Here is a 20,385-nt window from a genome sequence, read left to right on the forward strand (position 1 = left end):
GCCGTGCCGGTACATCGATGCCCGTCGCCACCGACGCCCACATCTTTGTCCAACGGCGACGGGCTGATGCACCGGCACGGCCCCGCCCCACGACGCACCGGCACCGGCACCGGCACCGAACCCGCGTTCCCCCGCGTCGCGCCCTGACAGAGTGACCCCATGCCGATCGCCCGCTCCGTGCTCCTCTTCGTCCTCGCCGCACTCCTGGAGATCGGCGGCGCCTGGCTCGTCTGGCAGGGCGTCCGCGAGCACCGCGGCTGGCTCTGGGCAGGCGCCGGAGTCATGGCACTCGGCCTGTACGGCTTCGTGGCCACGCTCCAGCCGGACGCCGAGTTCGGCCGCGTCCTCGCCGCGTACGGCGGCGTCTTCGTGGCCGGCTCCCTCGCCTGGGGCGTCGTCGCCGACGGCTACCGCCCCGACCGCTGGGACGTCACCGGCGCCCTGATCTGCCTGGCCGGAGCCGCCGTGATCATGTACGCCCCGAGAGGCGGCAATTGACCCCCGCCTATCCTGGCCGCAGACACCCCGGGCACCAGACACCTACAGACACCGGACACCACCAAGGAGCAGCCGTATGACCCCCGCCGCCGCGTCCCGTATCGCCGTCATCACCGGTGCAAGCAGCGGAATCGGCGCCGCGACGGCCCGGCAGCTCGCGGCCGAGGGCTACCGCGTCGTCCTCACGGCCCGCCGCAAGGACCGCATCGAGGCGCTGGCGGAGGAGATCACCGCGGCGGGCGGCCAGGCGACCGCGTACGCCCTGGACGTCACGGACCGCACCGCCGTCGACGAGTTCGCGACGGCGTTCAAGACCATCGGCGTGCTGGTCAACAACGCGGGCGGTGCGCTCGGCGCCGACCCGGTCGCGACCGGCGACCCGGCCCAGTGGCGCCAGATGTACGAGACGAACGTCATCGGCACCCTGAACGTCACCCAGGCCCTCCTCCCGGCGCTCACCGCCAGCGGCGACGGCACGGTCGTCGTCCTGTCCTCCACGGCGGGCCACGGCACGTACGAGGGCGGCGGCGGCTACGTGGCCGCCAAGCACGCCGAGCACGTGCTCGCGGAGACGCTGCGCCTGGAGATCGTCGGCACGCCGGTCCGCGTGATCGAGGTGGCCCCCGGCATGGTCAAGACCGAGGAGTTCGCCCTCACCCGCTTCGGCGGCGACAGCGAGAAGGCGGCCAAGGTCTACGCGGGCGTCGCCCAGCCCCTCACCGCGGACGACGTCGCCGAGACGATCACGTGGGCGGTCACGCGCCCCAGCCACGTGAACATCGACCTCCTCGTGGTCCGCCCGCGCGCCCAGGCGTCGAACACGAAGGTCCACCGAGAACTGTGACCACGGACCCGTCACCCTCGAGCCGGCCGGACCGGGCGCCCCAACCACCGCCCCCGGCCGACGAACAGGCCCGCCTGGCCCTGGAGAAGAAGCGCGAACGCTACGTCTGGTACTACCTGGCGTACTTCCTCTTCGGCATCCACATCGTGGCCTTCGTCATGATCTACGCGGTCATGTCCACGAAGTGAAAGCGAAGGGCCCGAGCCGCGAACGGCTCGGGCCCTCAAGGCAGTCGGACGGCGAACGACCCGGTGTCGCGGGCCTCAGCCCTTCACACAGACGACCTGCTTCAGCTTCGCCACGACCTCCACGAGGTCGCGCTGCTGCTCGATGACCTGCTCGATCGGCTTGTACGCGCCCGGGATCTCGTCCACGACGCCGGAGTCCTTGCGGCACTCCACGCCCTGCGTCTGGTCCTCCAGGTCCTTCGTCGAGAAGCGGCGCTTCGCCGCGTTGCGGCTCATGCGCCGACCCGCGCCGTGCGAGGCCGAGTTGAAGGCCTTCTCGTTGCCGAGGCCCTTCACGATGTACGACCCGGTCCCCATCGAGCCCGGGATGATGCCGAACTCTCCGGAACCCGCACGGATGGCGCCCTTGCGCGTGACGAGCAGGTCCATTCCCTCGTACCGCTCCTCCGCCACGTAGTTGTGGTGGCAGCTGATCTCCGGCTCGAAGGTCGGCTTCGCCTTCTTGAACTCCTTGCGGACCACGTCCTTCAGGAGCGCCATCATGAGCGCGCGGTTGTTCTTCGCGTACTCCTGGGCCCAGAACAGGTCGTTGCGGTACGCCGCCATCTGGGGCGTGTCCGCGACGAAGACGGCGAGGTCCCGGTCGACCAGACCCTGGTTGTGCGGGAGCTTCTGCGCGACACCGATGTGGTGCTCGGCCAGCTCCTTGCCGATGTTCCGCGAGCCGGAGTGCAGCATCAGCCAGACGGAACCGGTCGAATCGATACAAACTTCAACGAAGTGGTTGCCGCCGCCAAGCGTCCCCATCTGCTTCACGGCCCGCTCCTCCCGGAACTTCACCGCCTCCGCAACCCCGTCGAACCGCCCCCAGAAGTCGTCCCACCCGGCGGTGGCCAGGCCGTGGAAGCGGTCCGGGGTGACCGGGGAGTCGTGCATCCCGCGCCCCACCGGGATCGCCTCCTCGATCTTCGAGCGGAGCCGCGAGAGGTCGCCCGGCAGGTCGTTGGCGGTGAGGGAGGTCTTCACCGCGGACATGCCGCAGCCGATGTCGACACCCACCGCCGCCGGGCACACCGCGTCCCGCATCGCGATGACCGAGCCGACCGTCGCGCCCTTGCCGTAGTGGACGTCCGGCATGACGGCGAGGCCCTTGATCCAGGGAAGGGTCGCCACGTTCTGGAGCTGCCGGAGCGCGACGTCCTCGACCGAAGCGGGGTCGGTCCACATGCGGATGGGGACCTGCGCCCCCGGCATCTCTACGTACGACATATCGTCCTCTATCCACAGAAACACATCAGAAGTCTCAAATCGCAAAACCGGCGCCTAGGTCGACGTATAGGACAACGGACCGGCGTCCACGGCTGTGCGTGCGATACACATTGTCTCCAGGGTTCGCCCCCGTGCGGCAACCCAATAACCACAGGACACCCGGGCCGGAGCGCCGCCGGGAACCGTCGAGAGGAGCCTGACCGTGCAGCGGAAGGCGTACGTATCTGCCGCCGCCGTGCTCCTCGCGGCGTTGCTGACGGGCTGCACGGGCAGTTCGGGTGTGGGCGGTTCCGCTCCGGACTCCAAGGGCGGCGACACGGGCACGACGGCCCCGGTGGCCCAGCCGGGCAAGTACCGCACCCTCCCGGAGGCGTGCGGCGCGGCCGATCACGACACGCTCGACGTGCTGCTGCCCGGCATCCAGGAGCTGACCGACGAGACGCAGCAGGAGAAGGCGTACGCGGGCGAGGCCACGCTCACGTACGACACGGACCGGCGTGACGGCTGCGACTGGAAGGTGGCGTCCACGGCCGCCACCGATCACCTCTTCGTCGATTTCGAGCGCGTGGTCTCGTACGACAACACGGTGAGCGACGAGAGCAAGGCCGAGGAGCTCTACGCCGCCAAGCAGACGACGGCCGACCTCCCGGAGCCCGCCGCGTCCGGGTCCGAGTCGGCGTCCGCGTCCGGCGACGCCACCCCGAGCCCGAGCGGTAGTCCGAGCGGCAGCCCGAGCGGCCCGGCCGACGGCAACGGCAACGCGTCCGGCGCCCCTTCGGCCCCCACCGCCACCGCCTCCCCCTCGCAGCCCCCGGCCGATCTCCAGCCGCGCGTACTCGACGATCTGGGCGACGAGGCGTTCCTCGACGACAAGCTGAGCACCGGCTCGTCGACGGCTCAGCAGCGCACGGTGACTGTGGTGTTCCGCACGTCCAACGTGATCGTGACGATCGAATACTCCGAGCAGCCGACGGCCTCCGGGAACACCCCGGACAGCGAGGAAATGCAGGACAGGGCGCAGAAACTGGCCCAGAAGCTGGCCTCCCGGCTCAACGACTAGCGGCCCCGCGGCCGCTGGGGGCACCCCGGCGCAAACCCCCCGAACGGGAACCGCCCTGGCGCCCCACCGCGTACCGTGGCCCCTCGGACCCGACCGGCCGCACGCTCCATGTGCGGCCGTACCACGAGCGCCACGAGTGAAGGAACCATGCACCGACCAGTACAGCGAGCAGGCCGAGCACAGCGACTCACCCGCATCCTTGTCAGCGCGGCCGCCGTCCCGGTGATGCTCGTCGCCGCGGGCTGTTCCTCGGACTCCGGCTCCGGTGACGACGCGCAGAAGAACGAGAGCGCGGCCCCGGGGCCGACGGTGTCCGAGAGCGCCTCGACCCCCGCCGTCCAGCCCGCCGCGTACACGACCCTGCCCAAGGCGTGCTCGGTGCTGTCGAAGAAGGCGCTGGACGAACTCATCCCGAAGGGCTCCGACAAGGGCAAGCCCGGCAAACTGGACGAGCCGAAGCAGCGCGGCAACTGCAACTGGAGCAGCCTCGACAACAACGGGGTGAAGGGCTCTCAGTTCCGCTGGCTGAACGTGGCACTGCTGCGTTTCGACTCGGACGCGCGCGGCACGGGCGACGAGCAGGCCCACGACTACTTCCAGAAGCAGGTCTCGGCCGCGCAGACGGTGGAGGGCGCGCTGGACAGCAAGTCGGCGCCGGTCGCCGGCACGGGCGACGAGGCGACGGCCGTGCGGTACGGCCTGAAGAAGAAGGAAGGCTCCTTCAAGCAGCAGACGATCGTGGCGCGCGTCGAGAACGTGGTCGTGACGGTCGACTACAACGGCGCCGGTCTCGCGGGCGAGAAGACCCCGGACGCGGCCACGCTGCTGAAGGCGGCCGAGAAGGCCACGAAGGAGGCGGTGGCCGCGGTGGCCGCCGCGAACGGGGACGGTGGCGCGGCGAGCGCCGGCTCGCCGGATCCGGCCGCCTCGTCCAAGGCTCCGTCGGCCTCGCCGTCCAAGAGCGCCTCCGGGGGCACGTCCAAGACGGGCTCCAAGAGTGCCTCTCCGTCGCAGTCCGCGGCGAAGAAGAGCTGACCCGGTCCCGACCGGAGGCGGGGCCCGGCCAGGGCCCCGGCAGACAAGTTCACGGGGCCCGGTTCCCTCCGGAACCGGGCTCCTTCCATACCGCGCATCCGTACGCCACACACATGTGCCACTCTGTTGCGCGCAACAACACGCAAGGAGAGGGGAGTACAGGTGGCCGCGCCCATACAGCTGACACGGATGCACAAGATTCTCATCGGCGTGGTCGTCGCCGGTGCGCTCGTCATCGCCGGAATCGGCTTCGCCGGTTCGTACGCGGCGGTCCGTGAGCTGGCGCTGAAGAAGGGGTTCGGGGACTTCTCGTACGTCTTCCCGATCGGTATCGACGCGGGTATCGGCGTCCTGCTCGCCCTCGACCTCCTGCTGACCTGGATCCGCATCCCGTTCCCGATGCTGCGCCAGACGGCGTGGCTGCTGACGATGGCGACGATCGCGTTCAACGGCGCGGCGGCCTGGCCGGACCCGCTGGGCGTGGGCATGCACGCCGTCATCCCGGTCCTGTTCGTGGTCGCGGTCGAGGCGGCCCGGCACGCGATCGGCCGCATCGCCGACATCACGGCCGACAAGCACATGGAGGGGGTCCGCCTCACCCGCTGGCTGCTCTCCCCGGTCCCCACCTTCCTGCTGTGGCGCCGGATGAAGCTGTGGGAGCTGCGCTCCTACGAGCACGTCATCAAGCTGGAGCAGGAACGTCTCGTCTACCAGGCCCGGCTGCACTCCCGCTTCGGCCGCGCCTGGCGCCGCAAGGCCCCCGTGGAGGCCCTGATGCCGCTGCGCCTGGCCCGCTACGGCGTCCCCCTCGCGGAGACGGCCCCGGCGGGTCTCGCCGCGGCCGGCATCGAGCCGGCGGTGCTGCCACCGGCGCCCGCGCCCTCGCCCGCGCCCGCCCTGGCGCCGGCCGACGCGTCCGCGAGCGGTCGCACCCCCGAGCCCGCGGCGGCCCTTCAACCCCAGCCCATCGAGCAGCGCCCCGTTCCCGAGGGCGGCGAACGCCCCGGGTCGCCGGACTACGCCGAGCCGCAGAATCCGTGGCTCCAGGCGCGGAACCCCCAGTCCATCGAGTACCAGGGCGACTACGACCCGGACGCGGCGTACCGGGAGTGGTTCGCGGAGCAGCAGCAGGCCGAGCTGTTTCAGGAACAACAGCAGTTCTGGGCCACTCAGCAGTTCCAGGAACAACAACGGTTCGAGGAGCAGCAGAGGTTCGAGGAGCAGCGGCAGTTCGGGCAGCAGTACGAGGAGCCGTCGGCCCCCGAGCCCGCCCCGGAGCTCTCTCCGGAGGACACCGGTACCTTCCCGATCCCGTCCGGCCCGGGCCGTACCCGTGGGCTGGGTTCGGGCGGCAGCACGGAGCCGACCGAGGAGGACTACTACATGGTCTTCAAGAAGTCGATAGACGGCAGCTACCCGACCTCTGGCCAGTTCAGGGGTGACGTGGAGGCGACGTACCGCCTCACGCTCCCGCAGCGTGAGGCCGACCGCATGGTCCAGCGCTTCACCAACCGCCACACGGCGGAACTCCAGGAGGACCACATCGCCTAGGGCACGTCAGCGAGCGAGCGCGTCAGCGTGTACGAGGAAGGGGCTCCCGGTGATCACCGGGAGCCCCTTCCTCGTACGGCCGGAGCCGCTACGCCGAGAGCAGCTTGCGCACCCGGTCCTGTCCCACGGCGAGCAGCAGCGTGGGCAGGCGCGGCCCGGTGTCGCGGCCGACGAGCAGGTGGTAGAGCAGGGCGAAGAAGGTGCGCTGGGCGACCTTGATCTCGGCGGGGAGTTCCTTGGCGGTGGCGTCGGCGGAGAAGCCCGCCTGGACCTTGGGAACGCCGTAGACGAGGTGGGTGAGGCCGTCCAGGGACCAGTTCGCCTCCAGTCCCTCGAGGAGCAGGCGCAGCGACTCGCGGCCCTGGTCGTCGAGGGACTTCAGGAGCTCGGCGTCGGGCTCGTCGCGGACGACGGTGCGCTCCTCGGCAGGGACCTGGGTGTTGATCCAGGTCTCGGCCTTGTCGAGGCGGGGCCGGACCTCGTCCAGGGAGGCGAGCGGGTTCTCGGGGTCGAGCTCGCTCAGGATGCGCAGGGTCTGGTCCTCGGCGCCGGCGGTGATGTCGGCGACGGAGGCCAGGGTGCGGTACGCCATCGGGCGGGCGGTCCGCGGCAGCTCTCCGGCGGCGGTGCCGACCGCGCGGCTGTAGGCGGCGGCGTCGGCCGGGAGGACCGAGCCGTCGGCGACCTTGCCGGCGAGCTTGTCCCACTCGTCGTAGAGCCGCTGGATCTCCTGGTCGAAGGCGATCTTGAAGGACTGGTTGGGGCGGCGGCGGGCGTACAGCCAGCGCAGCAGCTGCGGCTCCATGATCTGGAGCGCGTCGGACGCGGTGGGGACCCCGCCCTTGCTGCTGGACATCTTGGCCATGCCGGAGATGCCGACGAAGGCGTACATCGGGCCGATGGGCTGCTCGCCGCCGAAGATCCCGACGATCTGGCCGCCGACCTGGAAGGAGGAGCCCGGGGAGGAGTGGTCGACGCCGCTGGGCTCGAAGATCACGCCTTCGTAGGCCCAGCGCATGGGCCAGTCGACCTTCCAGACCAGCTTGCCGCGGTTGAACTCGCTGAGCAGGACGGTCTCGGCGAAGCCGCAGGCGGAGCAGGTGTACGACAGCTCGGTGGTCGTGTCGTCGTAGGCGGTGACGGTGGTCAGGTCCTTCTCGCACTGCCCGCAGTAGGGCTTGTACGGGTAGTACCCGGAGGTGGAGCTGCCGTCGTCCTCGGCCGCGGCGCCCGATCCCTCGGCGGCCTCCAGCTCGGCCTCGTCGACCGGCTTCTGGCCCTGCTGCTTCTTGGCGGGGGCCTTCTTGGTGCGGTACTGCTCCAGGATCGCGTCGATGTCGCCGCGGTGCTTCATCGCGAACAGGACCTGCTCGCGGTAGGTGCCCGCGGTGTACTGCTCGGTCTGGCTGATGCCGTCGTACTCGACGCCGAGCTCGGCCAGGGCCTCGGTCATCGCGGCCTTGAAGTGCTCGGCCCAGTTCGGGTACGCGGAGCCGGCCGGGGCCGGGACGGAGGTCAGCGGCTTGCCGATGTGCTCGGCCCAGGACCCGTCGATGCCCGCCACGCCGTTGGGAACCTTGCGGTAGCGGTCGTAGTCGTCCCAGGAGATCAGGTGGCGCACGGTGTGCCCGCGGCGGCGGATCTCGTCGGCGACGAGGTGCGGGGTCATGACCTCGCGGAGGTTGCCGAGGTGGATCGGGCCGGACGGGGAGAGGCCGGACGCCACGACGACCGGTTTGCCCGGGGCCCGACGCTCCGACTCCTCGATGACCTCATCCGCGAAACGGGAGACCCAGTCGGTGGTCTCGGTGCTCTGAGCCACGATCGGCACGTCCTTCTTCCTCAAACGCGAGTACGGCTGACGCGACCATTCTCCCAGCTCGGCCCCGAACCGCGAAAACGGCTTTTCACCGCGTGGGATACTGGCTTTCCTGTACTGAGCTCGTACTCACCGTGTACGCGCACTCTCCGGAACCCGAGCAGAACGGCAGCCACTCCATGGCCTCGGTCACGTCCCTCACCGCTTCCGTCCATCAGCGCCTCGCGGACGCCCTCTCGGCAGCTCTGCCCGAGACCGGCTCCGCGGACCCGCTGCTGCGCCGAAGCGACCGGGCCGATTTCCAGGCCAACGGGATCCTGGCCCTCGCCAAGAAGGCGAAGGCGAACCCGCGCGAGCTGGCGACCGAGGTCGTGGCGCGGGTCGAGTCGGGTGACGTGATCAAGGACATCGAGGTCTCCGGGCCCGGCTTCCTGAACATCACGATCACCGACCGGGCGATCGTGTCGAACCTGGCCGAGCGGTACGCGGACGGTGAGCGCCTCGGGGTGCCCCTCGCGAAGAACCCGGGCACGACGGTCATCGACTACGCGCAGCCGAACGTGGCCAAGGAGATGCACGTCGGTCACCTGCGGTCCGCGGTGATCGGTGACGCGGTGGTGCAGATCCTGGAGTTCACGGGCGAGTCCGTCGTGCGCCGGCACCACATCGGCGACTGGGGCACGCAGTTCGGCATGCTCATCCAGTACCTGATCGAGCACCCGCACGAGCTGGACCACAAGGGCGGCGAGGTCTCCGGCGAGGAGGCCATGTCGAACCTGAACCGGCTCTACAAGGCGGCGCGGACCGTCTTCGACTCCGACGAGGAGTTCAAGACGCGGGCGCGGCGCCGGGTGGTGGACCTCCAGGCGGGCGAGTCCGAGACGCTGGCCATGTGGCAGAAGTTCGTGGACGAGTCGAAGATCTACTTCTACTCGGTCTTCGACAAGCTGGACATGGAGATCCGGGACCCGGACGTGGTCGGCGAGTCGGGCTACAACGACATGCTGGACGAGACGTGCCGCCTCCTGGAGGAGTCGGGCGTGGCGGTCCGCTCGGACGGCGCGCTGTGCGTGTTCTTCGACGACGTGAAGGGCCCGGACGGCAACCCGGTGCCGCTGATCGTGCGGAAGTCGGACGGCGGCTACGGCTACGCGGCCACCGACCTGTCCGCGATCCGTGACCGTGTCTTCAACCTGAAGGCCGACAGCCTGATCTACGTCGTGGACGCCCGGCAGTCCCTGCACTTCAAGATGGTCTTCGAGACCGCGCGCAGGGCCGGCTGGCTGAACGACGACGTCAAGGCCCACCAGCTCGCCTTCGGCACGGTGCTGGGCAAGGACGGCAAGCCGTTCAAGACGCGTGAGGGCGAGACGGTCCGGCTGGTCGACCTGCTGGACGAGGCGATCGACCGGGCGACGGCCGTCGTGCGGGAGAAGGCCGAGAAGGTGGGCCTGAGCGAGCGGGAGATCGAGGAGAACGGCCGGTTCGTCGGCATCGGCGCCGTGAAGTACGCGGACCTGTCGACCTCGGCCGTGCGGGACTACAAGTTCGACCTGGACCAGATGGTCTCGCTGAACGGTGACACGTCCGTGTACCTCCAGTACGCGTACGCCCGTATCCGGTCGATCTTCGGCAAGGCCGGGGACCGTACGCCGCTGGCCCACCCGGAGCTCGAACTGGCCCCGGCGGAGCGGGCCCTGGGCCTGCACCTGGACCGGTTCGGGGAGACGCTGGAGGAGGTCGCCGCCGAGTACGCCCCGCACAAGCTGGCGGCGTACCTGTACCAACTGGCCTCGCTGTACACGGCGTTCTACGACCAGTGCCCGGTCATCAAGCCGGCCCCGGAGCAGGAGGTCGCGGAGAACCGCCTGTTCCTGTGCGACCTGACGGCCCGCACGCTCCACCAGGGCATGGCCCTGCTGGGCATCAGGACGCCCGAGCGCCTCTGACGCCCCGCCGGGGGCCTGGGTCCAGGCCCCCGGGAAGTGCGGGTTCAGGCCCTCTGCGCCCAGGCCCGTTCGAAGAGCACCGGTACCGGTGCGCACGGCACGACCGCCGTGTGCGCCGTGGACCGGTGCTCTCGCGCATACGGCGTCGAAGAGAACTTGGCCCGCTCCAGCGGCAGCCGTGGCGCCTTGGTCTCCTGCCAGGGGCCGGGCAGGAACAGGGTGCGTCCGGCCCGCGCGCGGGTGGTGCTCAGGACCCGTCCGGACGCGGCGAGTTCGGTGTGCGCGGCCTTGAAGCGGGCGGGCTTCCAGCCGGTCCACTGCTTGACGTTCCGGTCGGTCGGGTCGGGCAGGGCGAGCAGCGTCAGGTACAGGACGGCGGCGTCCGTACCGAGCCCGTACGCGCTCGCGCACTCCTCGACGAGGTGGGGGACGCCCCGGGCGGGATCCTGCTCCCAGCCGGCGGCCCGGCCCTCGTCGGCGGCGAGGTGTGCTCCGAGGGCCGCGAGGTCCGGCGAGAGCAGTGCCCGCAGATCGGCGAGGCCCGGCAGCCCGGACAGGGTCGGAAGCCACTGGGAGGGCAGTACGGCGTCGAAGTAGGCGTCCAGCCGGTCCAGGACCGGGTCGTCGGGGCCGGTGAGCGCGGCCGGGTCGACGCGTATGTGCCGGACGGCGTACACGGGGTCGTCCTGCCAGGACACGGCCGGGTGGGTGTCCAGGCCCTGGGAGGAGAGCGGGGCGGGCCCCTTCATCAGGTGGTTGCTCTGGGTCGAGAACACGGTGAGCGGCCCGGTGCCGGCGTCGAGCGCGGCCCGCAGCCGGGCGACGGCGGCCCCGACGGCCGGGCGCAGCGGATCACCGGCCTGGGTGCGGTACGCCGTCCAGGCGGCCGCCCGGACGAGGCCGAGCAGGTCGGCGCCCACGGGACACGAACGCGCGTCCCCCGTTTCGCCGATCCACCCCGGCTCCCCTCCGCCCGTCCGGATCCCGTCGAGCACCTTGCCGCCGGACGCCACCCGCCCCAGGAGGGTGGCGACGCGCAGGTGGGGACGCCAGGGCTCCGCCGCCCGGGCGTCGCGGGAGGGATACGCCAGTTCGCCCTTGAGCCGGGGGAACTCCTTCCGGGCGAGCGGCAGCAGGGCCGCCGGCGCGGGCCGGGGCGCGCCGAAGCGCTCTCGCCACCAGGCGGCGGCCCGCTCGATGTCCGGTCCCTCGGTCCAGAGCCGGTCGGGGTCGTCGGGCAGCAGCCGCTCGTAGAGGGTGCCGAGGTCGCCGGGGGCGAGCAGGGCCCGCAGGCCTTCCAGGGCCGCCCTCGTCTCCGCCGGGTCCAGCCCCCACTCCGGCCCCGGCAGGCGTCCTCCGGGGGCCCTTCCGGTCATCGGCCGCCTGACCTGGTGCGGGGCGCAGGTCAGCTGTCCCGCGAGCAGGAAGGCCGCCTCCGGGGGCTGGATGCCGAGCCGCTCGGCGAAGGGGGCGGCCAGCTCCGGCCGGGCGGGCACCCCCCGGTGCTCCCGCAGCAGTTCGGCGAGGCGCGTGTACCAGGAGGCCGGGCGCACGGGCCGGAGCACCTCGGTGTGGAGGGTCCTGATCCCGGCCGCGGTCAGCGGCCCGTCCTCCGGGAAATCGCCTTCGGGCGCGTACTCCAGCAGGTCGCGTGTCCAGGGGCCGCTGTCGATGACGGCGGCGGCCGAGGTGGCGGTGCGGAAGGTCTGGCCGTTGTGCGGCAGCCGCACGTAGTCGTCCGTCCTGGTGATCCGGACGATCCGCCAGTGTCCGGCCCGTTCCGTCTCCGCGACGAACGGAAGCCGGGCGTAGTCGGCGTAGTCCCGGCCGTCGGGAACGCTGTGGGGATGCGCGGCCACGGAGTGCGCCAGGGTGGTGCGCGCGGTGAAGGCGTGCAGGAGCAGCAGGCGGTCGGGGCCCCGGCCGACGGGGATGTCCGGAGTGCGGGAGTCGTCTTCCCCCGTCCCCGCGGGCGGGCGGGACCCGGCGAGCTCGATCAGCCGGTCGCAGACCAGGGCGAGCCCGGTGCGCGGCGGCTCCGGGGCCTCGGTGGCCGTCGTACTCACCACGGCCGCCGTGTCCACCGGCGTCACCGCGCCCTCGGGTGTGAACCGCCGGACCAGACGCTCCAGCGCGACCCTGCAGTTGACGGCCGTCTGGAGGGTGTTGCCGACCTGCCACGCGTCCAGGGGTTTGTCGGGCCACCTCGGGGCCACCACTTCCATGTCGGGCCACAGCCGGGCCACCGCGTCCATGACGACGGACTCGGGCCGTATGCGCACCGCGTCCGCGGGCAGGCCGGCGATCAGCTTCTCCACGTCCGCGCGCCCCGTTCCCTCCGGCAGGGCCGGCAGCTCGGACATCAGCGGCCCGATCACGTCCACGGCGGCGAGCTCGGCCGCCGCGCCGGCGTCCTTGAGCAGGGCGTCCACCGTGCCGCCGACGTGCACGAGCCGACCCAGGAGCAGGGCCAGATCGGCCAGGCCGATCCCGGAGCGGAGCGTGGTGCGCTCGTGGGCGCACCACTCCCGGAGCACCGCCAGGCCCTCGCCGTGGGCGAACGAGGGGTGCGGTTCGGTCCATTCCCACGTGCTGAGCGAGGCGTACCAGCGGCCGTGGTCGCTGTAGCGGCCGGATGTCCTGTGCAGCTCGTCGTGGAGCAGCGCGCGTGCTTCGGGCCCGAAGCGCGGGTCGGCCCACACGTGCCGCATCTCGGGGCGGTTCGCGACGGTCAGGTCCTTCAGCTGGGTGGGCAACAGCCGCTCGGGCGGGTCCGGGAGCGGGACCCCGTGCTCCAGGAAGAGGTCGATCAGGTCGAGCGGCAGGATCATGCGGTCGCCGGGCCTGCCGGGCTCGTAGCGGATCTCCACCCGAACCCGCTCGGCGGCCAGCCTGGGTGCGATGCGGGCCGCGATGCCGAAGAACGCCCGGTCCGGCCTGAAGCCCCGCCCCTCGTAGAGGCAGTCGGTCAGCCAGCGCGAGGCTTCCGCGGCCGTCACCCCGGGGAGTTCACCGCACAGCCGGGCCAGGGTGCCACTGCGCTCCAGCATGTCGAGCCACAGCCGGTTCTCCCGCTCACCGGCGCACGGCCGCTGTCGCAGCAGATCCGCGCGCACGGACTCCGGCTCCCGCTCGCACAGCACGTCGAAGGCCCGGCCCGCGAGCGCGTCCGGCCAGAAGAGGCCGTCGTCCGGCAGCCTCCTCGGCACCATCCTGGCCTGCCCCAGCACCTCGGCCAGTTCCTCCTCGGGGTCCAGCCCGGCGGCCTTGGCCACGTTGCGCACGTCCAGCGCGAGTTGTGCGTACGGACCGCCCCGCGCGGCCGCAGCGGTGGCGGCGACCCACTTGATCACGACGGTGCGGAAGGCCACGGCCCGCTCGGGCGTGATCGCGCCGCCGCGGCTCAGTTCCCTCGCCCGCGCGCGCAGTGCGGACACGGCGATCGCCCCGGCCTCGGCGAACACGGCGTAGCGCGCGTCGAGCCAGTCCTGGTCCATCGCCAGGGCCTGTTCCCGCTCGGCCTTGCGGGCCCGGCCGAAGTAGGCGGCGCCCCCGTCCCGGTGATGGTCGTAGCCGCCGGCCAGATAGCGCTGGGCGGCCTCGTCCAGGAACAGCGGGAGCATCTCCGGCCGGGACCTCTCCAGTTCCTTGAAGAACAGGTCGGTGTCCTTCTTCCACAGGCCGGTCGCCCACAGCCGCTCGGCCTCCTCCAGGACGGCGTCCTCCTGGCCGGGAAAGGCGGCGAGTGCCCTTTCGGGGAAGGGGAGTTCACGCGGGCGGGCGTCCTCGCCGGTTCCGGGCACACCGGTGCGGAAGCCGCCGACCCGCTCCCACTCCTCGTACGCCATCACCTTGTCCCGGTACGGCGCCACCTCCTCCGGCATGACACGCACGATCCGGCGTCCGGTCACGACGTGCTCGTAGATCCGGGCGACCGCCCCGGTATCGGAGGCCGGTCCTTCGGCGATCGGGACACCGGCTTCGGTGAGCGCGTCCTTCCACACCGGGTCGCTCTCCGCCAGTTCCGCCGGGACCTCGATCCCGGCACCCGCCCACTGCCGGGCCAGTTCGGCGCACTCGCTCGCATGCTGCTCGATCCACCGCCGCAGCCTGCGCATCCGCCCGAGCTCCGGGTGCCCCTCCAAGGCCGCCGGAAGCTGCTTGAGCACCCGCCCCCGCGGGTTGCGCCACGACACGAACTCCAGGTCCTCGTCCAGCCCGCCCCAGTACCCGCCCGCCTCGACTCGCCACACCAGCAAGGCAGTTCCCCCGTTCCCCTCACGTGCTGCCACTGTAGGGGCCGCCACCGACAGCGGGTCCCGGCAGCCCGGCACGAGGCGCGGGGACGCGAACGGGTACTGAGCCCGGGGCACTGTCAGTGCCGGGTCCTACAGTCACCGGCATGGCGACCCTTCCCAATCCGCTGCCGCGGCTGACGGCAGACCCGAGCGGGCGCGCGCTCGGACTCGACCTCCCGCCCGGCGGGCTGGTCGACACGACCATCGACGGCCCGTGGCACGAGCCCCTGCTGTGGCGCGCCGAGGACCGGACCGCCCCCGGGGACTGGGCGGCCCTGTCCGCCGCGCGGAACTCGGGTCTGCTGCCGGTGCTGCTGGACCTGGACGACGCGCAGGACGACCTGGGCGGATGGGAGTTGGCTCCCGACGAGATGTCGTACGCCGGGGATCACGACCCCGAAGAGGTGCTGGCGGAGTTCTGGGAGGAGCACGCGGCCTACGAACCCGACGCGGACGAGGACCGTCCCGGCGAGGAGGAGGCCGACGAGGTCTACGGGCGGGGGCCGACCGTCGCCGAGATGGTCGCGCCGTACGGGCCGTTGTGGCCGGGCCTGGCCGCCGCCACCCCGCTCGACGCTGATCCGAACGCCCGGGCCGCCGAGATCGCCGACTCCCTGGCCCGGTCCGGTTCCTGGCTGAAGCGGCCCCGGCTCGCCCTGGTTCCGGCGCGCCGCAGCGCGGACATCCCGGCGGCGATCGGCTGGTCCGGCCCGTTGAACCACGAGAACGACGTGGCGCGGCTGTGCGCCGTGCTCCGTTCGTGGGAGGACCGCTTCGGCATACGCGTGATCGCCCTGGCCTTCGACCGGCTGGTGCTGTCCGTGGCGGCCCCGCCGACGACCACGGCCGAGGCCGAGGCGGTCGCGGCGGAGCACTTCGCGTTCTGCCCGGACAACATCGCCCAGGGCGACCACGACACCCTGCGGGAGTACGCCGAGCACGAGGTGCTGAACGGGCGGGTGTGGTCCTTCTGGTGGGACTGAGCCGTTCCTCCGGCCCGCCGGGCGGGGCCCCTACCCCCGCAGTCCCGTCCCCAGCCTCCGCAGCCCCTCGGCGATCTCGGCCGGGGTCTGGGTGACGAAGCACAGGCGCAGGGTCGACGTCTCCGGTGTGCCCGCGTAGAAGGGCGCGCCGGGGACGTAGGCCACGCCCCGGTCCACCGCCGGGCGGAGCAGGGCCGTGGTGTCGTACCGCTCGGGCAGGCGGGCCCAGAGGAACATGCCGCCTTCCGGGCGGGTCCAGGTGGATCCGTCAGGGAGGGCGGCGGCGATGCCGGCGAGCATGGCGTCGCGCCGTTCGCGGTAGACGGCCGCGACCTTCGCCACGTGGGCGTCCAGGTCGCGGTCGGCCAGGTAGCGGGCGGCGGCGAGCTGGTTGACGGTGGGGGTGTGCAGGTCGGCGGCCTGCTTGGCGACGGCGCACGCGCGCCGCAGTGCCGCGGGCGCGCGCAGCCAGCCCAGCCGCATGCCGGGCGCCATCACCTTGGAGAAGGAGCCGAGGAGGACCGTCCGGTCCCCGGCGCCGTCGTGGGAGGCGATCCACGGGACCCGCTCGCCCTCGAAGCGCAGCTCTCCGTACGGGTCGTCCTCGACGATCCACAGGCCGTGCGCGGCGGCGGCGCGGGCGACGGCGGCCCGCCTGTCGGCCGACAGGGTGCGTCCGGTCGGGTTCTGGAAGGTGGGCACGGTGTAGAGCAGCTTCGGGCGCTCCCGGACCACCAGTTCGCCGAGGGCCTCGGGGTCGATGCCCTCGTCGTCGCCCGGCACGGCCACCACGCGCGCCCCGGCGAAGGCGAACGCCTGGAGTGCCGCCAGGTAGCAGGGGCTTTCGACCAGGACGGTGTCACCGGGTTCGAGCAGGGCGGTGGCGAGCAGCGAAAGGGCCTGCTGCGAACCGGTGGTGACGAGGACGTCGTCGGGTCCGGTCGGCAGTCCGCGGGCGCTCGTGCGGTCGGCGAGGGCCGCCCGCAGCGCCGGTTCGCCCTCGGTCGTCGAGTATTGCAGGGCGCGTCCGGGGTCCTCGGCGAGGACGTCCCGGTAGGCGGCCGCGATGCCGTCCGCGTCGAACAGTTCCGGAGCCGGCAGTCCGCCCGCGAAGTTGATCACCTCGGGGCGGGCGGTGACCGCGAGGATGTCCCGTACCGGCGAACCGCCGATCGCGGTGGCCCTCGCGGCGAGCGGGGGCACGGGTGCGGTCGTGGCGGCGGTTTCGGTGACGGTCACGGTGACGGCTCCTTGTCCTTGCGGGCGGCGTCTTCGCGGGCGGCCCCGTCGTGCCGGGGCCGCCCCTGACCGCACCCTAGGCGGTTGCATGGCGTCTACACACGTCGATTCCGGGATGCGGACGCGACGGCAACTCACCTATGGGATCTACGGTTTGACGCCCGTGGCGGCGTAGATGTTGATGTCCGCGTCCGTGACGTCGTCGATGCCGAGGTAGCGGACCTTGTCGATGTCGTCGAGCGTGGCCAGGAAGGCGGGGTCGGCGACCTCGGGGGTCGGGGTGCTGCCGTCGGGGCGCCAGCGGTGGGCGGGGACGACACCGGGTTCGTCCAGGACCAGGCCGTTGTCGGTGAAGAAGCGCTCGACCTCGGCCCTGGAGCGCAGGACGAAGGTGAACCCCCGCTCGGTGAAGGTCCGTTGGACGGCGCGGATGCTCTCGGCGTTCAGGTCCTCGGTGAGGTGGCTGATGACGACCCGGCTGCCGGACGGCAGCGCGTCGACGAGCCCGCGCACGATCGGGTAGGCCTCCGCGTCCTCGACGAAGTGCAGGACGGCTACGAGGACGAGGGCGACGGGCCGCTCGAAGTCGAGCGTCTCGGCGGCCTGCTCGAGGATCCGCTTGGGCTCCTTGAGGTCGGCGTCGATGTAGTCTGTGCGGCCTTCGGGGCCGCTGGTGAGCAGGGCGCGCGCGTGGGCCAGGACCACGGGGTCGTTGTCGACGTACACGACCCGCGCGTCCGGGGTGATCCGCTGGGCGATCTGGTGGACGTTCTCCTGCGTGGGCAGTCCGGTGCCGATGTCCAGGAACTGCCGGACGCCGCCCTCCGCCGCCAGCGCGGTCACGGCGCGGCGCAGGAAGTCGCGGTTGTGCCGGACGTCGAGGTAGCCGCGCGGGTTCGCGGCGAGCGCGGCGGCGGCCGCGTTCCGGTCGACGGGGTAGTTGTCCTTGCCGCCGAGGAAGACGTCGTAGACCCGGGCGGGGTGCGCCCGGGTGGTGTCGATCCTCCTTCTCAGCTCGGCGGGATCCTGGCTGAGGGCGTCACCGGGCATCGGGCATCTCCCTGGAGGGTCGCGTCACCTGACGGCCAACAACCTAGCCCCTGAAGGGACTTGATGGTGCCGTCATCACCCGGTGGCAGCCGGTCCCCATTCACTGCTGCCGAGCGGATGGTCGTACGCGGGCCGTCCCACGTTCCCGCTCGTACGGAACGGCTTGCCGTGGTCGTCGACGCGCACCGTGCCGCTCCTGGTCCCGCTGGACCAGTCGATCTCCAGGTACCAGCTCACGTCGTGCGCCCGCGCGTCGGCGAACACGTAGAAGACCTCGGGATCCGACTCGCTGACCTTGTACGGGAAGTCCCGCTGTCCGCCCTTGAGCCCGGTCGCGGGGCTCCCCGCGTCGAGGTCCACGGTGAAGGACTTCGTCTCCACATTGCCGCCGCAGCCCACGCCCATCGCGTAGTCGTTCCAGGCGAGCGGCGCCCCCTTCTGCACCACCCGCACGTGCAGCGCCTCCAGGACGACGGTCGCCCTGCCGGTGCCCTGGACCGTCAGCGCGACCATCTGCTCACCGCTCGCGACCCCGCCGAGCGCGGTGACCCAGCCCCGGGCGTCCGACTCGTTCGACGGCGGCGGAGGCACCTGTGGGGCGTCCCGGTTCACCAGGTAGTGCTGGCTGCACGGGCTGTCCCACTTGTACGCGTTCGCCACGACGGTCGGCGCTCCGGCCCCTTCCTCGCCCCTGCCGGCCGCGCCGTCGTCGGCCGCCCTGTCGTCGGCCGCTCCGTGCTCGTCGACGGCCCCGGCGGTCGTCGAACCGGTCGGCCGGGGGCTGGCGTCGTGCGACGGGGAGGCCGAGGCGGACCCGTGACGCGTGCCGGGTGTCGCACCGGTCCGGCTCGCACCCGGGGCGGACGGGGCGCCGAGGGCGGCGGCCTTCCCCTTCGCGTCGTCCTCACCGTCACCGGGCCCGAACCGCACGGTCAGCGCGGTGGACACGACCGCGGCCGCCACGACGGCCCCGGCTCCGGCGAGCACCACGGCCCGGCGGCTCCACCGCACCGGCACCGAAGCGGCGGCGCCGCGCCCCGGCTCCCGCCCGGTACCGGACCCGCTCCCGGTACCGGTCCCGGCCACGTCCCCGGTACCACCCTCCTGCCCGTTCCCGGACCCGGAAACGAACCTGTCCTCCTGCCCGTTCCCGGACCCGCTCCCCCGCCCGTTCCCGTTCCCGGAACCCGGCACGTCCGCCGCCCCGCCGCCGGACTCGTCGGCCACCCCGGAGGAGCCGCCCGGAGCCTCGTCCTTCCCGGCCCGGTCCTCCCCGGACCCGTTCGCCCCGGACCCGTTCGCCCCGGTCCGACTCTCCTCGGTCCGACTCGCCTCGGCCCCGTTCGCCTGCCCCCGCAGCGCGTCCGCGAGGATCCACCGGCGGTGCAGCTCCACCAGCTCCTCGGGAGTGGCCCGGCACGCGCGCGCGAGCCGCTCCACCGGCGCGTAATCCGTCGGTACGGCATCCCCGTTGACGTACCGGTGCAACGTGGACGTACTCACGTGCAGCCGTTTGGCGAGCACCCCGTAACTGAGCCCGGACCGCTGCTTCAGCTCCCCCAGTAAGCCCGCGAAGTCGTTCCCCGCCACCCGTTCCCCCATTCCCCGTGTTCCGGGCCGGTGTTCCAGGGGCATACCGTTCCCCCAGGTCAGACCCCATTCAGCCGTTCCGGCGTCCCGTATCCGCCGCCGGTCGTGGCGGCCGGGACGGATCACCGCCCAAGCTGTGGCCATCCAAGCACGCCGCCCTCCCCGGCCGGCCGGGCGGCCGCTCCATCAGGCCACTCACATCCGCACCCACACCCACAGCGACATCCACAGGGGGATCAACCATGTCCGCACGCACCACCCGCACCCGACTGCTCGCCGCCACGACGGTCGCGCTCGCAGCGCTCGCCCTCTCGGCGTGCGACAACGGCAAGGGCGTACGCAGCGAGGGTCCGGGCGGGGGCTCGTCCACCGCGTCCGGGTCCTCGGCACGGCCGGCATCGCCGACGGCCGGCGGAGGGACGACGGCGAAGCCCGCGGACACCGGCACCGGCACCGGTGGCTCGGCAGGCCGTTCGCACGCGAAGGGAAGCGGCTCCGGCACCGGCTCCACCGGGGGTGCCACGGGCGGATCGGCCGGAAAGGACGGCGCCGGTTCCAAGGGGGGCTCGCCCGCACGGACCGGCACCAGGAACGTGGCCTGCGACGGCTCCGACACCAGGACCACGGCGACCGTCGTGTCCCGTCCGCTCAACCACCTGCTGCTCACCGTCACCAACACCGGTACGCGCAACTGCGACCTGACGGGCTATCCGATCGCCCGCTTCGGCGAGGCCCAGTCCGTTCCGCCGGTCGCGGAGGAGACCCACCCGCAGGCGGTCGTCACCCTCGCGCCCGGAGAATCCGGCTACGCGGGTGTGCTGCTGTCGGCCGCCGACGGCAGCGGGGGCAACGGCTACACGGCCAAGACCCTGGAGGTCGGCTTCGACAAGGGCCGCGGGGCGACCCCGGCCCTGCCCGCGAAGGGCGTCCACGTCGACGACCGCCTCACGGTGACGTACTGGCAGCAGAGCCTGGACGACGCGCTCGGGTACTGAGCGAGGCCGGTTCCGGC

At 72.1% G+C, this 20,385-nt stretch carries 15 protein-coding genes; 9 read left to right on the forward strand and 6 right to left on the reverse strand.

All coding sequences use genetic code 11. The features are described 5' to 3' along the window. Positions 1-159 precede the first annotated feature (159 nt). The 3 genes from CW362_RS31385 to CW362_RS31395 all read left to right on the forward strand — a co-directional run bounded on the left by CW362_RS31385 (position 160) and on the right by CW362_RS31395 (position 1,530). Positions 160-498, forward strand: coding sequence for a YnfA family protein (locus CW362_RS31385; protein ID WP_103552988.1), 339 nt, complete (start codon positions 160-162; stop codon positions 496-498). Between the two features lie 76 nt (positions 499-574). After that, positions 575-1,342, forward strand: coding sequence for an SDR family NAD(P)-dependent oxidoreductase (locus CW362_RS31390; RefSeq protein WP_103552989.1), 768 nt, complete (start codon positions 575-577; stop codon positions 1,340-1,342). Then, entirely contained in the window at positions 1,339-1,530 is a 192-nt protein-coding gene (locus CW362_RS31395) for a hypothetical protein (RefSeq protein WP_103552990.1), read from the forward strand. Before CW362_RS31390 ends, CW362_RS31395 begins: the two co-directional genes overlap by 4 nt. A 75-nt stretch (positions 1,531-1,605) precedes the next feature. Here CW362_RS31395 and CW362_RS31400 read toward each other — a convergent pair whose 3' ends face one another. Continuing rightward, positions 1,606-2,799 carry an RtcB family protein gene (locus CW362_RS31400; RefSeq protein ID WP_103552991.1) on the reverse strand — a complete coding sequence of 398 codons (1,194 nt, stop codon included), beginning with the start codon at positions 2,797-2,799 and terminating at the stop codon, positions 1,606-1,608. A gap of 202 nt (positions 2,800-3,001) precedes the next feature. Between CW362_RS31400 and CW362_RS31405 the strand changes: the two genes are divergently transcribed. The 3 genes from CW362_RS31405 to CW362_RS31415 all read left to right on the forward strand — a co-directional run bounded on the left by CW362_RS31405 (position 3,002) and on the right by CW362_RS31415 (position 6,445). Next, positions 3,002-3,859: a hypothetical protein gene (locus CW362_RS31405; RefSeq protein ID WP_103552992.1), complete on the forward strand. Its 858-nt coding sequence runs from the start codon at positions 3,002-3,004 to the stop codon at positions 3,857-3,859. A 147-nt stretch (positions 3,860-4,006) separates the two neighbouring features. After that, complete coding sequence (locus tag CW362_RS31410) at positions 4,007-4,894, forward strand: DUF3558 domain-containing protein (protein ID WP_103552993.1); 888 nt, start codon at positions 4,007-4,009, stop codon at positions 4,892-4,894. Between the two features lie 189 nt (positions 4,895-5,083). After that, complete coding sequence (locus CW362_RS31415) at positions 5,084-6,445, forward strand: DUF2637 domain-containing protein (RefSeq protein ID WP_103553015.1); 1,362 nt, start codon at positions 5,084-5,086, stop codon at positions 6,443-6,445. Between the two features lie 88 nt (positions 6,446-6,533). Here CW362_RS31415 and lysS read toward each other — a convergent pair whose 3' ends face one another. After that, positions 6,534-8,276: a lysine--tRNA ligase gene (gene lysS, locus CW362_RS31420; RefSeq protein ID WP_103552994.1), complete on the reverse strand. Its 1,743-nt coding sequence runs from the start codon at positions 8,274-8,276 to the stop codon at positions 6,534-6,536. 167 nt (positions 8,277-8,443) lie between these two features. Here lysS and argS point away from each other — a divergent pair, with 167 nt between their 5' ends. Further along, positions 8,444-10,213: an arginine--tRNA ligase gene (gene argS, locus CW362_RS31425; protein ID WP_103553016.1), complete on the forward strand. Its 1,770-nt coding sequence runs from the start codon at positions 8,444-8,446 to the stop codon at positions 10,211-10,213. A 44-nt stretch (positions 10,214-10,257) separates the two neighbouring features. Here argS and CW362_RS31430 read toward each other — a convergent pair whose 3' ends face one another. Then, the gene (locus CW362_RS31430; RefSeq protein WP_103552995.1) at positions 10,258-14,472 is read right to left on the reverse strand and encodes a hypothetical protein; all 4,215 of its coding nucleotides are present in this window, start codon (positions 14,470-14,472) and stop codon (positions 10,258-10,260) included. Positions 14,473-14,615: 143 nt separating this feature from the next. Between CW362_RS31430 and CW362_RS31435 the strand changes: the two genes are divergently transcribed. Next, positions 14,616-15,494, forward strand: coding sequence for a DUF4253 domain-containing protein (locus CW362_RS31435; RefSeq protein ID WP_103552996.1), 879 nt, complete (start codon positions 14,616-14,618; stop codon positions 15,492-15,494). A gap of 30 nt (positions 15,495-15,524) precedes the next feature. On the opposite strand, the gene CW362_RS31440 is transcribed toward CW362_RS31435, so the two are convergent. The 3 genes from CW362_RS31440 to CW362_RS31450 form a co-directional block, all read right to left on the reverse strand. Beyond that, positions 15,525-16,733, reverse strand: a complete 1,209-nt coding sequence (locus tag CW362_RS31440; protein ID WP_103552997.1) for an aminotransferase-like domain-containing protein — start codon at positions 16,731-16,733, stop codon at positions 15,525-15,527. Positions 16,734-16,880: 147 nt separating this feature from the next. Next, positions 16,881-17,783, reverse strand: coding sequence for an SAM-dependent methyltransferase (locus CW362_RS31445; protein ID WP_103552998.1), 903 nt, complete (start codon positions 17,781-17,783; stop codon positions 16,881-16,883). A 75-nt stretch (positions 17,784-17,858) separates the two neighbouring features. Then, the gene (locus CW362_RS31450; RefSeq protein WP_206301106.1) at positions 17,859-19,385 is read right to left on the reverse strand and encodes a helix-turn-helix domain-containing protein; all 1,527 of its coding nucleotides are present in this window, start codon (positions 19,383-19,385) and stop codon (positions 17,859-17,861) included. 230 nt (positions 19,386-19,615) lie between these two features. On the opposite strand from CW362_RS31450, the gene CW362_RS31455 reads away from it, so the two are divergent. Then, a complete protein-coding gene (locus CW362_RS31455) occupies positions 19,616-20,368 on the forward strand; it encodes a DUF4232 domain-containing protein (RefSeq protein ID WP_103552999.1) in 753 nt (250 codons plus the stop codon). The last annotated feature ends 17 nt before the right edge of the window (positions 20,369-20,385 follow it).

The organism is Streptomyces populi, assembly GCF_002911015.1.
Classification (GTDB): Bacteria; Actinomycetota; Actinomycetes; order Streptomycetales; family Streptomycetaceae; genus Streptomyces; species Streptomyces populi.